Raw genomic sequence first — 14,124 nt, 5'->3', positions numbered from 1 at the left:
GCATCAACCCCTACCTTCGGATTCCGGTGGCGAACGGGAGCGTGTTCACGAAGGCCCGGTGGTGCTCGCGGTCGCACCACTCCAGCTTCAGATACGACTTGCCGGCCGAGGCCCTTATCGTCCGCTTGTCGCGCGCCAACGCCTCCGGGTTGCGGGAGGAGACGGTGATGTAGCCGACCAGGTTCACCCCTGCCGCACCGCTCGCCAGGTCTTCTCCTCGCTGGTCGAGACGGTTGTGTGCGGCGACGTCGCGCGGGTCGACGGTGCGGTTCATCTTGGCGGCGCGGGAGGCCTCGGCCTCGTCGTTCGTCTTCTCGGTCAGCATGCGTTCGATGGCTACCTCGGTGGGCTCGAGATCCATCGTCACGGCGACCGTTCGGATGACGTCCGGGGTGTGGACGAGGAGGGGCGCCAGGAAGTTGACGCCCACCGGGGTCAACGGCCACTCCTTCACCCAGGCCGTGGCATGGCACCAGGGGGCACGGGTGGTGGACTCGCGGGTCTTCGCCTGGAGATACGTCGGCTCCATGGCGTCCAGCTCGGCCGGCCAGGCATTGCGTTTCGTCATCGCCTGGATGTGGTCGATCGGATGGTCCGGGTCGTACATGGAGTGGATGAGCGAGGCCAGCCGTCCCTGCCCGAGCGGCTGCCGTACGCGGATGTCGGCCTCCTGCAGGCGGGAGCAGATGTCCGTCAGTTCGCGCGCCATGACGACCGCCAGCCCGGCGTCCCGGTCGACCTTGCCGCCGCCGTGGGGGCGGGCGGCACGGGCCATCGCATGGGCCTCGGCGGCGAGTTCACGGGTGTAGTGCATACAGGCGACGAGATACGCGCGGTGCTGCTCGCTGCTCGTCGACACCATCGACTGGAGCTGGTCGTACGACTGCTGCAGCCATGCCGGGGCCCGGTCGTCGCCGCGTACGGCCACGTCCTTGGCGTGGGCGTCGGGGTCGGCGGGGAGGGTGCGGGCGAGCATCTGCAGCCGGGTGACGAAGCCGTCGCCGTTGGCCACGTGCTTGAGGAGGGTGCCGAAGCGGTCGACGAGGGCTTCCTGGTCCTCGGAGTCGCGCAGACCGACGCCGGGGCCCTCGATCTCGATGGCGGCGGTGACCGTCTTGCGGTCCGCGTGCAGCAGTACGGCGATCTCGTCGGGGCCGAAGGGTGCGGCGAGCCAGGTGATGCGGCCGATGCCGGGGGGCGGGCCGATCTCGACCTCCCGCCCGTCGAGACGCGTGCCGGCCTCGATGGCGGCCGAGCGGTAGGCGGCGCCCGAGCGGAGGGTGCGCTTGTAACTGCGGTTGATCTCGAACCACTTGTAGAGCGTACGGTGCTTGTACGGCACGTAGACCACCGCCAGCGCGAGCAGCGGGAAGCCCATCAGCAGCACGATGCGCAGGGAGAGCACCGGGACGAGCAGCCCGCACATCATGCCCAGGAACGCGCCCGCGATGATCAGCGCGATCTCGCCGGTCTCGCGGTTGCGGCCGACGATCGCGTTCGGCCGGGCGCGGCCGATCAGATATGTACGGCGGGGCGTGACCGGATGGGACAGGTGGGACTCGGTCGTCAACGCCCTTCACCTCCCGTGCGGTTGGTACTGCTGTTGCGGGTGTTGCTGGCGTGTGGGGTGTTCACCGCGCTGGGCGAGCGCGGCGCGGGTGCGGCGGAGGGGACAGATCCGCCGCCGCCGTTCGAGGGGCGCGAGCTGTGCGCGGCGACGCCGCCGGAGGCCTGGTTGGCGGGACGGGGGGCCGAGTTGGCGCCGGACTGACCGCCGTTGTTGTCGGCGCGGGTGCTGTGGGTCTTGATGCCCTGGGCGACCAGGGTCGCCGGGGAGCTGATGACGGCGGCGGCCTTTCCTTCGGCGCTCTGCATGATGCGGTTGTTGCGGGAGCCGGCGATCTCGTCGCCGAAGCCGGGGACGAAGCGGTAGATCATCGCGGAGGCGAAGATGGCGAGCAGGATGATCGCGAGGCCGGAGACGACGGCGGAGAAGGCGTCGGGGCCGTCGTCGGCGGAGAGGGCACCTGCGAGGCCGAGAACGATGACGATGACCGGCTTGACGAGGATGACGGCGATCATGATGCCCGCCCAGCGGCGGACGTGGCCCCACAGGTTCTTGTCGACGAGGCCGGCGTAGACGACGGTGCCGAGCAGTGCGCCGACGTACAGCAGCGCGGCCCTGATCACCAGCTCCAGCCACAGCACGCCGGCGGCGAGGATGGAGACCAGGGAGACGACGATCAGCATGATCGGGCCGCCGCCGATGTCCTCGCCCTTCTTCAGGGCGCCGGAGAAGTTGCCGAAGAAGGCGTCCGTCTGGTCGCCGGTGGTTTTCGCCAGGACGTCGGAGACGCCGTCCGTCGCCGAGACGACCGTGTACAGGATCAGCGGGGTGAAGGCGGAGGCCAGGACGGTGAGCCAGAGGAAGCCGATCGCCTCGCCGACGGCCGTGCTGAGGGGGACGCCGCGGACGGCTCGCTTGGCGACGGCCAGCAGCCAGAGGAGGAGGGTGAGGATCGTCGACGCGGCGAAGACGACGGCGTACTGCTGGAGGAACCTGGCGTTCGTGAAGTCGACGTTCGCGGTGTCGTTGACGGCCTCACTGAGCTTGTCGATGGTCCAGGAGGCGGCGTCGGCGCAGCCCTGGGCCAGGGAGGAGAGGGGGTCGAGGGTGGAGGTGGGGTCGAGGGTGGAGGTGGGGTCGAGGGTGGGGGAGCTGCCGCCGGTGCGGCTGTCGCCGCCGTCGCGTTCGCAGTAGTCCTTGGCGGGGCCGACGATCAGGTCGCAGTTGTCGTCGGAAGGGGACGGGGACGGCGTCGGCGCCGCTGCAGCTCGGGTGGCCAGCAGTACGACGGCGGTCTGTACGGCGGTGACAGCGGCGGCGAGCCTGAGCGCGCGGCGCGGCTTACCGGGCATAAGTGAAGCCTCCGTACTCCTCGACGGCCTTGCTCATCTCGTCGGCGCCGGACGCCTGATTGTCGCCGGGAACGGGGGCGGGGCCGTCCTTCTGGGCGAAGCTCTCGACTTTCCAGTCGCCGTCGGCCCAGCGCAGTCGGAGCGTCAGAGTGAACCAGTCACTGGTGACCGGGTTGGTCGACTTCTCCCCCGCTGTGCCATAGACCCCGGTGCACCAGACCTCGACGGTCGCGGCCGTGTCCGAGTAGCTCGTGACCTTGGTGCCCATGGGCGTGGTGCGTGAGACGTAGGTATTGCCCGCTCTCGCGTTGCCGTTCGCGTCCAAGCCGATACTGCTGAGGAACTCCTTGGAGTAGCTCTGGTTGAACTTGGCCTCCAGCTCGGCCTGTTTGTCGGCGACGAAGAGCTGCCGGACGATCTCGGTACGCCGGGCCGGTTTGAGGATGTCAGCCGAAACCAGCGCCACCGAGTAGTTGGCCGCAGCCGACTGTGCCCCCTGCTCGGACTGGGCGAACCCCGAGGGAATCCGCCCTGCTTCGGCCTGGACCGGCTTCTCCCCACTCGCCGCCGTAGGCGCCGCCTCCGGGCCGGAGCCCGCGGTGTCCGTGGATTCGGAATCGTCTCCTCCACGGTTGGCGAATGCGATCGCGGCGATCAGCAGGACCACCACGCCGACCACCGTGACCAGGCTCCGGGAGGATGACCGGCCGCGCCGCGCACCCCCGTAGGGGTCGCCGTCGGGCAGGCGGGTGCGGGTGTGTCCCGTACCGCCGTAACCGCCGGAGGCTTCGTGCTCGTCCCCGAGACTCATGCCGCGTACGCCCCCTCGACGTCGTAGCGGAAACCGTTGTACCGACTGAACGCGTAGATGTACGACGGTAGCCGTGCTGGTTCCCGCGCGGGCGCGGTGTGGTGACTCGACATCAGGGACATCAGGGAAACGCAACCTCAGCCGGTGGGCACGACGGGCGGGTGGGGTGGAGGGGGACCGGACCGGGCGTGCCCGGAAGGGAGGGGCGGGGCCTATACGGCCATGCCGTACACGATGGTGAAGAGCGTGCCGAGTGAGCCGATGATGAACACCCCGGTGAGGCCGGCGATGATGAGGCCCTTGCCCTGTTCCGCGCTGAAGGTGTCGCGCAGGGCCGTCGCGCCGATGCGCTGCTTGGCGGCGCCCCAGATGGCGATGCCGAGACAGATCAGGATGGCCACCGCCATCACGACCTCGATCATCACCTTCGCCTCGTTGCCCAGGCTGCCGAAGGGGCCCCAGTCCGGAGCGATCCCCCCGATGATGGTGTTGATGTCTCCCTCGTCGGCCGCAAAGAGCATGTAAGTCACCGCCCCTGTTGGGTAGTTCCGCAGTCCCCTGCGGTGCGCAGAGGTCAGGCCTCATTCTCGCCGACAATGGCGCTGTCGTATGTCGACTTGACGTCATCGAGTGGCGGGTTTCGTACGAACACCTCGTATCGTCACTCTGTGTATCACGGCAGGTCACGCCGGGCAACGAGGTGGGAACGAAACCCGTCATGTGGTTCCGTCGTTGAGCATCTTCCATGCCCTGGGGCCGTTTTTGACGGTCGGTCGGGTGAGAGGTCGTGTCGATGTTCGCCGGATGAAGGCTATCCTCCGCGCGCGTGGTCGCGTTTCAGGGGCGGGGCTTGAGGCCGTGGAGCAGGTGGTGGACCAGTTCGTCCACAGTGCCGAGGGCGGCTTCGGGGGTGAGCATGCAGGCGGCTGTCATCGAGGCGAGTCCGTGCAGCGCTGCGCCCGTGACGAGGGTGAGGTGCTCGGGATCCCCCTCGACGATCTCGCCGCGCTTTTGGGCGTCGGCCAGTACGCGCTCGAGCGAGCCGATCGTGCGGTCGATGGCGGCGGCCATCCGCTCGGTGGCGTCGGGTTCGTGCTTGCGGGCGTACATCAACTCCAGCAGTGCGGCGTTGTCGACGGAGAACGCCAGGTAGGCGCGGGCGAGGGCGGTGAGCCGGGGCTGGAGCGGCAGGGCGGGGTCGTCGGCCGTGTCCAGGGTCTGGGCGAGCCGGTCGTATCCGGTGAGCGCGAGGGCGTTGAGCAGGGCCTGCTTGTCCTTGAAGTGCCGGCCGGGGGCGGCATGGCTGACGCCGGCCTCGCGCGCGAGTTCCCGCAGGGAGAGCGCGGCGACCCCTTTCTCCCGCAGGGTGCGCTCGGCGCTGGCGAGCAGGGCAGAGCGCAGGTCTCCGTGGTGGTAGGGGCGGCTGGCTGCGGACATGGACATCATCGTAACCTGATGTTGTCGGTGTCACCTTTGTTGTCGTTGACAGCATTGTAGGCGACGCCTACATTCGAGTCATGGCTGAGAAGACAAGCAAGACGAGCACATGGAATGTGACCCACCTCCCCGACCTCACGGGCCGCACAGCCGTCGTCACCGGCGCCAACAGCGGCATCGGGCTGACGGCCGCCGATGCGCTGGCCCGCGCGGGGGCGCATGTGGTGTTCGCCGTACGGGATCCGGAGCGCGGCCGGGGCGCGGCGGCGAGTGTGAACGGCAGCACGGAGGTCCGGCGCCTGGATCTGGCGGACCTGTCCTCCGTACGGGAGTTTGCGGAGGCCTGGCAGGGGCGCCCCCTGAGCCTGCTGATCAACAACGCGGGCGTGATGATGCTCCCGAGGCAGCGGACGCGGGACGGCTTCGAGATGCAGTTCGGCACGAACCATCTGGGCCACTTCGCTCTGACGAACCTGCTCTTCACTCTTGAACTCCAGCGCCGTCTGGCGGAATCGGGCTCGGCTGTCCGTGCCCTTGCCGCCCACCCGGGGTACGCGGCGACCAACCTCCAGAGCCACGTGGGGAATCCGGTGATGCGGGCGTTCATGAAGTTCGGCAACAGGTTCTTCGCCCAGGACGACAAGGCGGGCGCCCTGCCGACGCTGTACGCGGCGGTCCAGGACTTGCCGGGCGCCGGCTACGTCGGACCCGACGGGCTGGGCGAGATGCGGGGCGCACCGACCCTGGTGGGCCGCTCGGCCGCGGCAAGTGACCCGGCGGCGGCTCGGCGGCTGTGGACGGTGTCGGAGGAACTGACGGGCGTGAGCTTCCCGCTGGGGGCGGCCAGCGGGGTGGAGGCCGGGAGGGCGTGACATGGCTGCCTGCTGGTGACGTGACCGTCGGGGCCGCCCGCTTCTTGGTCGGTGTCGTGCTTCCGCGAGGCGAGTAAAGGGTGCTCCGCTCCACTCCGCTCTACTCCGCTGCGCTGCATTCCGCGTCGCCTTCGGCGATGGCCCTGCGGGCCACCCTTGACTCGCCTCGCTCCAGCACGGGTGAGAAGCGAGCGAGCGGCCCGGAAGCGGGCGGCCCCGACGGTCACGTCATACCGGGCGGTGGGTCTCCTTGCCGCTGGGGCGTTCCCTCAGAGGTCGAGGACTGCGCGCAGGGCCTGGTCGATGCGTGCGAGGGCGTCCGGGCCGATGTTTCCGAGGTGGGTGCCGTCGTGGAAGCGCGCTGTCTTGAGCTGAGTGATGTTGAGAGCCACGGCGACGGCTTCCACGGGAGCGTTCAGGTGCACGGACATGATGGTGTCCGGATAGGCGCCAGGTGGATGCAGCACGATGGCCAGGCAGGCGCCGAAGGTTTCGTCGAGCCCATCGAGGCTGACGACGCACACAGTGCGTTCGCCCTGGGTGCCCTTGACCTGCCAGATGTCACCCCGCTTCACCACGCGTCCCCCTCGCCGTCCAGATCCGGGCGGTAACCGGCGGCGGCCAGCTCCCTGGCCGCGTCCAACGTGATCTGTCGGCGGATGAGGCGGTCTATGTACGCGGACACATTGCCTTCAGGCGCGTGGGCACGAACGTAACCGGCGGTTTCGTCGGACAGCGACACGGTGATCTTCGTGGTCATACCTGGATCATACCCGAGTCATACCGAAGTGCTTCTGGCCGAATGTGCCGAGTCCAGCCGACGTGCCCCGGTGTCGGCGCTTGGCTCCTCTCAGGGGCTCCCCTCCTCGATCCCCTCTGCGAAGTGGTCGAACTCGCCCGCCTGTGCGCCGAGTACGAAGGCGTCCCACTTGCGGCGGTTGGTCGTGACGATGACGTCCGGGGCGCTGGTTTCGCGGAGGTAGACCGGGGCGTCGCCGTCGCCGCCCTCGCCGAAGGCGATCTCGATCCAGGGGCCGGGACCGGTTGCTTCCGGCGGGGCGGCGCGGGTCCAGGTGAGGTCGGGTGGGATGTCAGCCATGGCGCGGTTCCGTTTTGAGGGCGGCTATCAGAGCGTCGAAGGCGGCCGACGTGGCGGTGAGTATCGCGTCGGTGGGGTCGCTGCTCTCGGTGAGGAGGATCGTTTCGGGGGTGGCGGTGATGTAGACGCAGGCTTCGCCTTCGCTGCAGTAGGTGGACTTCTGCCAGGGCAGGTTCATAGGTGTTCCCTCACAGGTCTCGCATCACGTCGTGGATGAGGTCTCGGGTCTTCTCCGGGCTCAGTGCCACTGCCTCGATCCGTGCCAGGAGCGTCCGGTACTTGTGCAGCTGGGCCTCGGCGTCGAGAAACGTGGCACCGTGGGACTGGTCGAGCTGTACGGTGTCCAGCTGCGGTACGGAGCCGTGGACGTAGTAGATCGACTGACCGGACCCGGGGTAGGCGCCGACGTCGAAAGTGATGGCGCGCAGGGTGATGTGGTCACGGTCGCTCATGTCGAGCAGGTGTTGCAGCTGCTTTCGGGCAACGGAGGGACCTCCGACCTTCATGCGCAGCGCCGCCTCGTGGAGGATCGCCTCGTACGGAGTGGGGCTGTCCTCGCGGTGGAGAATCGCCTGCCGCTTAATGCGGAAGGAGAGGCGATACTCGATGTCGGGCGGTGAGAGCTCGGTGACCGCCTGGCGGAAGATCTCGAGGGCGTACTCGCGCGTCTGGAGCAGGCCGGAGATGCGGGCCGTCGTGGTGCTGCGCAACGCCCGTGCGTGGTGCTCCAGTTCGGCCAGGTCGAGGAGCGGGCCGGGGACCAGTTCGCGGTACTCCTCCCACCAGCCCCGCTTGCGGTCGGGCGTCATGGCGGTGAGCGCCTCTACGAAGGTCTTGTCCGCGCAGTCGTAATGGCAGGCGATGGTACGCAGGCGCTCGGGGCTCACGCCATGGCGGCCGGCCTCGATGTTGCTGACCTGGTTCTGCTTGATACCGAGGAGCTGCGCCGCCTGTGTCGAGGTCAGGCCCGCCCGCTCGCGCATCTTGCGGAGTTCGGCTCCCAACCGGAGTTGACGCCCAGTGGGGCTGCCTCTCATGGCCAATGTCGCTCTCCTTCGGCGGCAGTGTCACCCACACGCATGAAGTCTGAAGCAGTTCAGGTATCTGGGTCTAATAACTTACAACTCGACGCTACCTTTCTTGTGCGGCGCCCACCGTCCAGAAGTGCCCCGCTCGACGGAGCGGCGAGGTCACTGGGCCCACCTCAACCCCCCTACCTGATCGGACACTTCCATGCCCACCGTATCCCCGCCCTGGACCTACACCCTCCAACTCCCGCACGATCCACGCGCACCGGGCATCGCTCGCGCGACCCTTCGCGCCGTCCTCGCCGCCCACGACCTCACCGACCTCACCCCCACCGCGGAACTCGTCGCCGCCGAACTCCTCGCCAACGCGCACCTGCACACCACCGGTCCCTATGCCCTCCGCCTGCGCTCGGCCGAGCTGGGCCGGCTGCGGGTGGCCGTATGGGACACGGACCCCGAGTCCCGCCCGGCTTCACGGGAACGGCCCGGGTCACCACCCCGACGACGCCGGAACGCGGCCGCGGCTGCATCGTACATGCCTGCGCCGACGCCTGGGGTGTGGAGCCAGACGCGGCGAAGGGCGGAAACTGCTGTGGGAGTGTCAGAGGCTTGCGATAGTCCCGTGCCTGAGCCGCCGCCTCTACACTGACGTGGGCGTACTCCCGGTCGGCGAGGGGCGGTTGACGGTGCGTAAGGCGTGGATCGTGGTGGTCGCCGTCGGGGGCGGGGTCGCGTTGGTGATGCTGCTCGTCGTCGGGGTGTACATCGTCGCCGGGAACCTCGTCAACGGGGTGAACGGGGCGAGCAAGAAGCTGGCCAAGGGAGCCGTGCCCGCGGCGTATCAGCCCCTCGTGCAGAAGTGGGGCAATATGTGCCCCGCCATCAACCCCGCCCTCCTCGCCGCCCAGCTCTACCAGGAGAGCGGGTTCAACCCGAAGGCCCAGAGCCCGGCGCAGGCGCAGGGAATAGCGCAGTTCATTCCGGGCACCTGGGCCACGCACGGGATCGACGGCGACGGGGACGGGGACCGCGACGTCTGGGATCCCAACGACGCGATTCCGTCGGCTGCTTCCTACGACTGCGAGCTCGCCTCGTATGTGAAGGACGTGCCGGGGGACGCGACGAAGAACATGCTCGCCGCCTACAACGCGGGGGCGTACGCGGTCATCAAGTACGGGGGCGTGCCGCCGTACAAGGAGACCCAGAACTACGTGAAGACCATCACGACCCTCGAGCAGAGCTTCGCCGCGCCCGTCGGGCGGGTCGATCCCTCCGAGCAGGCTGCCGGTGCCATCCACTACGCGCAGGAGAAGCTCGGCACGCTGTACCTCTGGGGCGGCAACGGTACGGCGGAGCAGGGCGGACGGTTCGACTGCTCGGGGCTGACCAAGGCCGCGTACGAGAGTGTGGGGATCACGCTGCCGCGCGTCGCCAATGATCAGTACAACGCCGGCCCGCATCCCTCGCGCGAGGAGCTGCTGCCGGGGGATCTGGTGTTCTTCTCGGACGACCTCACCAATTCGCGGGCCATTCGGCACGTGGGGATCTATGTCGGGGGCGGGTACATGATCGATGCCCCGAGGCCGGGGGCTGTCATCCGGTTCGACCCGATCGACACCCCTGACTACTTCGGTGCCACCCGGGTCACCGAAGATGGCGCAAAAGCGCTCCCGGCCACCGCCGGATCCGGGGCGAACCGAACGTAAACCTCCCCCCTGAGCTGCGACGATGAGTCTCTCTTCGATAACGTCTGCGTGATCATTCAGTGGAGTGTGGAACGCAGTGAGGGGAGTCGTGCGTTCCTGTTGACGTAGCCGAGCCACGCGGATCTACACACCACGGGGGTGGCAGAGCGGCGCACGCACCTGTGCCCGCGGAGACGACGACGAAGGGGCCCGCTGCACCATGGCTGGACTCGCGCAATCCGGGTCGAACCCTGACGTCGAGTTGCTCTACGACATCAACGGTCTGGCCAAGGACGCACCGTCCTGGTTCGACCGGATCATGGAGTTCGTGGGTGAGTACGGGCTGTTGCTCGCCGTGGTGCTGCTCGTGGTGTGGTGCTGGTGGTCCGTGCGTAGGCGTGGCGGCGAGGAGGCGGCCTCCTCCGTCGCCGCGCTCGTGTGGGCGCCGCTGGCGGCCGGTATCGCGGTGCTGGTGAACGTGCCGATACGGGGGTTCGTGGAGCGGCCCCGGCCCTTCGTCAGCCATGAGGGGCTGGATGTTCTTGTTTCCGGCAAGACCGACTTCTCGTTCGTGAGCGATCACGCCACCCTCACCATGGCCATGGGTGTCGGTCTCTTCGTCGCCCACCGGAAGTTCGGGCTCGCCGGCATCGGGCTCGCCCTGCTCGAAGGGTTCCTCCGGGTCTACATGGGTGTCCACTACCCGACGGACGTCATCGGCGGATTCGCGCTCGGCACGGCGGTCGCCCTGCTGCTGTCGCCGCCGGCCATGGCCTTGCTCACGCCGGTCATGAAGGCCGTCGAGCGGTCGCCCCGGGCCGGCCGGCTGATCCGCCGCAGATCCTCGGCGCCCGGCCAGGAGACCCTGATCCCGGGCAGCCGCAAGGAGCCGGCCGACTCCGAGGAGCGGGACCTGGCTGCGTGAGGGGCGTGTAGGGGGCATTCGGCTGTCTCACAGTGCCTGGGGGGACGTGAACACCCGGTTCGGGTCGTAGATCCGCTTCAGCTGCGTCAGGCGGGTCGCCGCATCCCCGTAGTACGCCTTCCGCCAGTTCGTCAGGGTCGGGTCCGTGTAGTTCTGGTAGGCCGCGCCCGAGGCGTACGGGCGCATCGACCGATGTGCCGACGTCAGCCAGGACTGGGCCGTCGAGCCGGACGTGCCCGCGCGCCAGGCGGCGATGTACTGGGCCAGCATCCGGGAGCGGCGGTGCACGAAGGCCGTCGCCGTCGGGGAGACGCGGTTGACCGCGCCGCCGAGTGCGGTCAGGGCGATGCTGCCCGAGCCGCCGCGTACCGACGTCAGCTGCGACAGGAGCGTCTGGATGCCGGTGGCCGAGATCGAGCGGTCGAAGAAGTCGGAGCGGGCGGCGTACGTCTCGCGGCCGAGCGCACCCTCGGGGGAGCGCCCTGGTGTCGAGCCCGGCAGATGGCACTGCGCGTCCGTCGCGAAGGACGAGCAGCCGGCGTAGACCTCCATGGACTCCTCGTACGAGCGCCGCTTCAGTGAGACGTTGCTCGCCGGGGAGCCGATCCGGGCGGCCAGGCGGTCGACGGCGTTCTGGAGTTCGCCGTAGGTGCCGAGGGAGAACGCGGCGACGGAGACGGTGGGGGTGCCTCCGGCGGCGTTCGCCAGGTGGAGGGAGGACCAGATCTCGTCGGGCTGGTCCGGGCCCCACTCCTGCCAGGCCTTCACGACCGCGGCAGCCTTGGCCCACGGCCAGCTCAGATACGCCGAGACGGCCTGCGGGGCGGGGTGCGTACGGAAGTGCAGTTCCGTGACGACGCCGAAGTTGCCGTTGCCCGCGCCGCGCAGGGCCCAGAAGAGGTCCTTGTGCTCGTCGGCGTCGGCGGTGAGCTGCTTGCCGTCCGCTGTGACGAGCGTGGCCCGGGTGAGGCTGTCGCAGGTCAGGCCGTACGCCCGGGAGACGACGCCGTGTCCGCCGCCGAGTACCAGGCCGGAGACGCCGACCGTCGGGCAGGAGCCCGCCGGGATCGTCACGCCCTTGGCGGCGAGCGCGCGATAGACGTCGATCAGCTTGGCGCCGGCGCCGACGACTGCCGTGCCGCCGCTCGCGCGGACGCGGTTCAGCTTGGACACGTCGACTATCAGTCGGCCGTTGCCGGAGGACCAGCCCGCGTAGGAGTGGCCGCCGTTGCGGATGGCGACGCGGATGTCGTGGGCGCGGGCGTAGGCGAGGGTCGTGCGGATGTCGTCCGGGTGGGCGACGTAGGCGACCGCGGCGGGCTTCAGGGTGTCGAAGCGGGTGTTGTAGAGCTGGCTGGCCGTCGCCCAGGAGGCGTCTGAGGGGCGGATCAGGGTGCCGTCCAGGTCGCGGGCCAGGGCGGTCCAGGCGGCGGCCGTGGTGGCGGCGGCTGTGGTGGCGGCCGTGGTGGCGGTGGGGCGGGCCGGCGTACGGGAGGTGGGCGGCCGGCCGGCGGTGGCTGAGGCCCTGGCGGGTCCGGTGCCGCTGGTGCATGCTGCCGACGCCACCCCCACGATCGCGGCTGCCCCGCCGCTGATGAACGTCCGCCGCTCCATGGTGCCTCCCGTTTCCGCCGTCTTCGTCCATCGAGACGGGTCCGCCGGCGTCGGGGTTCCAGGAATGCCGGTCTGCGTTGTGGGGTGCCTCCCCCAGAGGGGGATCCCCAGCGCCTACCCTCCCCCACCCTTGGCTTCGCTCACCCTTGGCTTCGCTCGAGCAGGGGACCCCATCGCCCTGGGAGCCCCAGGGCCTGAAGGCACGGGGGGGAGGGGGGGAGGCACGACTGGCCACAGCTATGGCAGATGTCCACGATGTCCTGTTCCGTGGAAACCGTGTACCTTCGTGCGAAGTGCCACTTCCGGTTCATGCTGCTTCGGTAGGTGTCGCCCCCGATGGGCGACCTGCCGGAACCTCGGCGTGTTCTCCCCGTAAGCATTCCGTGATCTAACCACGCCGACCGCAGGGGTTCACCCTCCGTTCACTTACGGCCATAGGTGGCTTCACCTGTTCTGCCTAATTTCGGCCGTGACGATGACGGGCGCACCTCGAGCGTGCGTTCGCATCACCCAGACTTCGCACGCCGCCGATCAGGACGGCGGCTCCTGGAAGGAACTCCCGAAAGTGAAGCTTCAGCGCATGAACCGGCGGGCCCTCACCCTCGGTGCTCTCGCCGTCTCCGGCGCCCTGGCCCTCACGGCGTGCGGCTCCGACGACACCGGCAGCAACGGCGGTGGCGACGCCACCAGCACCGCGAAGGCCGGCTCCATCGACTGTGGCGACGCCAAGGGCCAGCTGCTGGCCGACGGCTCGTCCGCGCAGAAGAACGCGATCGACGCCTGGGTGAAGCAGTTCACCGCCCAGTGCTCCGGCGTGCAGATCAACTACAAGGGCAGCGGCTCCGGCGCCGGTATCACCGCCTTCAACCAGGGCCAGGTCGCCTTCGCCGGTTCCGACTCCGCGCTGGACTCCGAGGAGATCGCGGCCTCCAAGGAGGTCTGCTCCGGTGGCCAGGGCATCGACCTGCCGATGGTCGGCGGCCCGATCGCCGTCAGCTACAACGTCCCGGGTGTCGACAACCTGGTCCTGGACGCTCCGACCCTCGCGAAGATCTTCGACAGCAAGATCAAGAAGTGGAACGACGAGGCGATCAAGAAGCTCAACCCCGACGCCGAACTGCCTGACCTGAACATCCAGCCGTTCCACCGCTCGGACGAGTCCGGCACCACGGACAACTTCACCAAGTACCTGATCGCCGCCACCCCGGAGAACTGGAAGTACGAGGGCGGCAAGGCCTGGCAGGCCGACGGCGGCCAGGCCGCGTCCGGCTCCTCCGGTGTCGCCCAGCAGGTCTCGCAGACCTCCGGCGCCATCAGCTACATGGAGCTGTCCTACGCCGAGGGCATGGACGTCGTCGCCATCGACACGGGTGCCGCCGAGCCGGTCAAGGCCTCCACCGACGGTGCCACCAAGGCCATCGCGGACGCCGAGGTCGTCGGCACGGGCAAGGACCTCGCGCTCGAGATCAACTACAAGACCAAGGCCGAGGGCGCCTACCCGATCACCCTGGTCACCTACGAGATCGTCTGCGACAAGGGCAACAAGGCGGAGACGCTGCCCGCCACCAAGGCGTTCCTGAACTACATCGCCAGCGAGGACGGCCAGGGTCTGCTGGCCGACGCCGGCTACGCGCCGATCCCCGACGACATCATCGCCAAGGTCCGCACCACCATCGAGGGCCTGAGCTGACCTGAGTGTGCGGTCCGGCCCCGCCCCGGGACCGGACCGCACCG

General features: G+C 68.9%; 15 protein-coding genes. 4 read left to right on the top strand and 11 right to left on the bottom strand.

The window, feature by feature from the left end; genetic code table 11:
- Nucleotides 1-10: 10 nt before the first annotated feature.
- The 5 genes from StrepF001_RS14015 to StrepF001_RS13995 all read right to left on the bottom strand — a co-directional run bounded on the left by StrepF001_RS14015 (nt 11) and on the right by StrepF001_RS13995 (nt 5,173).
- The gene (locus tag StrepF001_RS14015; RefSeq protein ID WP_129798589.1) at nt 11-1,570 is read right to left on the bottom strand and encodes an SCO6880 family protein; all 1,560 of its coding nucleotides are present in this window, start codon (nt 1,568-1,570) and stop codon (nt 11-13) included.
- Nucleotides 1,567-2,919 carry a hypothetical protein gene (locus StrepF001_RS14010; RefSeq protein ID WP_129798588.1) on the bottom strand — a complete coding sequence of 451 codons (1,353 nt, stop codon included), beginning with the start codon at nt 2,917-2,919 and terminating at the stop codon, nt 1,567-1,569. Before StrepF001_RS14010 ends, StrepF001_RS14015 begins: the two co-directional genes overlap by 4 nt.
- Nucleotides 2,909-3,730 carry a hypothetical protein gene (locus StrepF001_RS14005; RefSeq protein WP_129798587.1) on the bottom strand — a complete coding sequence of 274 codons (822 nt, stop codon included), beginning with the start codon at nt 3,728-3,730 and terminating at the stop codon, nt 2,909-2,911. The genes StrepF001_RS14010 and StrepF001_RS14005 overlap by 11 nt, the downstream gene beginning before the upstream one ends.
- Before the next feature lie 212 nt (nt 3,731-3,942).
- The gene (locus StrepF001_RS14000) at nt 3,943-4,251 is read right to left on the bottom strand and encodes a hypothetical protein (protein WP_006136301.1); all 309 of its coding nucleotides are present in this window, start codon (nt 4,249-4,251) and stop codon (nt 3,943-3,945) included.
- A gap of 316 nt (nt 4,252-4,567) precedes the next feature.
- Nucleotides 4,568-5,173 carry a TetR/AcrR family transcriptional regulator gene (locus tag StrepF001_RS13995; protein ID WP_129799098.1) on the bottom strand — a complete coding sequence of 202 codons (606 nt, stop codon included), beginning with the start codon at nt 5,171-5,173 and terminating at the stop codon, nt 4,568-4,570.
- Between the two features lie 74 nt (nt 5,174-5,247).
- On the opposite strand from StrepF001_RS13995, the gene StrepF001_RS13990 reads away from it, so the two are divergent.
- Nucleotides 5,248-6,039, top strand: a complete 792-nt coding sequence (locus StrepF001_RS13990; protein WP_129798586.1) for an SDR family NAD(P)-dependent oxidoreductase — start codon at nt 5,248-5,250, stop codon at nt 6,037-6,039.
- 269 nt (nt 6,040-6,308) lie between these two features.
- On the opposite strand, the gene StrepF001_RS13985 is transcribed toward StrepF001_RS13990, so the two are convergent.
- The 5 genes from StrepF001_RS13985 to StrepF001_RS13965 form a co-directional block, all read right to left on the bottom strand.
- Complete coding sequence (locus StrepF001_RS13985; protein WP_240797498.1) at nt 6,309-6,617, bottom strand: type II toxin-antitoxin system PemK/MazF family toxin; 309 nt, start codon at nt 6,615-6,617, stop codon at nt 6,309-6,311.
- Complete coding sequence (locus tag StrepF001_RS13980; protein WP_129798585.1) at nt 6,611-6,799, bottom strand: toxin-antitoxin system HicB family antitoxin; 189 nt, start codon at nt 6,797-6,799, stop codon at nt 6,611-6,613. The genes StrepF001_RS13985 and StrepF001_RS13980 overlap by 7 nt, the downstream gene beginning before the upstream one ends.
- Before the next feature lie 90 nt (nt 6,800-6,889).
- Nucleotides 6,890-7,138: a DUF397 domain-containing protein gene (locus StrepF001_RS13975; RefSeq protein ID WP_129798584.1), complete on the bottom strand. Its 249-nt coding sequence runs from the start codon at nt 7,136-7,138 to the stop codon at nt 6,890-6,892.
- On the bottom strand, nt 7,131-7,316 hold the full coding sequence (locus StrepF001_RS13970) for a DUF397 domain-containing protein (RefSeq protein ID WP_129798583.1): 186 nt from the start codon (nt 7,314-7,316) through the stop codon (nt 7,131-7,133). Before StrepF001_RS13970 ends, StrepF001_RS13975 begins: the two co-directional genes overlap by 8 nt.
- Nucleotides 7,317-7,326: 10 nt before the next feature.
- Nucleotides 7,327-8,175, bottom strand: coding sequence for a helix-turn-helix transcriptional regulator (locus tag StrepF001_RS13965; protein WP_129798582.1), 849 nt, complete (start codon nt 8,173-8,175; stop codon nt 7,327-7,329).
- Between the two features lie 671 nt (nt 8,176-8,846).
- Here StrepF001_RS13965 and StrepF001_RS13955 point away from each other — a divergent pair.
- Together StrepF001_RS13955 and StrepF001_RS13950 are read left to right on the top strand one after the other, a co-directional pair.
- Entirely contained in the window at nt 8,847-9,872 is a 1,026-nt protein-coding gene (locus StrepF001_RS13955; protein ID WP_206306876.1) for a bifunctional lytic transglycosylase/C40 family peptidase, read from the top strand.
- Nucleotides 9,873-10,071: 199 nt separating this feature from the next.
- Nucleotides 10,072-10,776 (top strand): phosphatase PAP2 family protein, encoded by a 705-nt coding sequence (locus tag StrepF001_RS13950; protein WP_129798581.1) that lies wholly within the window; start codon nt 10,072-10,074, stop codon nt 10,774-10,776.
- Between the two features lie 27 nt (nt 10,777-10,803).
- Here StrepF001_RS13950 and StrepF001_RS13945 read toward each other — a convergent pair whose 3' ends face one another.
- Nucleotides 10,804-12,390, bottom strand: a complete 1,587-nt coding sequence (locus StrepF001_RS13945; protein WP_129798580.1) for an FAD-binding oxidoreductase — start codon at nt 12,388-12,390, stop codon at nt 10,804-10,806.
- Nucleotides 12,391-12,955: 565 nt separating this feature from the next.
- On the opposite strand from StrepF001_RS13945, the gene pstS reads away from it, so the two are divergent.
- Nucleotides 12,956-14,080: a phosphate ABC transporter substrate-binding protein PstS gene (gene pstS / locus StrepF001_RS13940; RefSeq protein WP_129798579.1), complete on the top strand. Its 1,125-nt coding sequence runs from the start codon at nt 12,956-12,958 to the stop codon at nt 14,078-14,080.
- The last annotated feature ends 44 nt before the right edge of the window (nt 14,081-14,124 follow it).

This window comes from Streptomyces sp. F001 (assembly GCF_004187715.1).
Classification (GTDB): Bacteria; Actinomycetota; Actinomycetes; order Streptomycetales; family Streptomycetaceae; genus Streptomyces; species Streptomyces flavusporus.
This window is presented reverse-complemented; position numbering and strand designations above follow the sequence as displayed.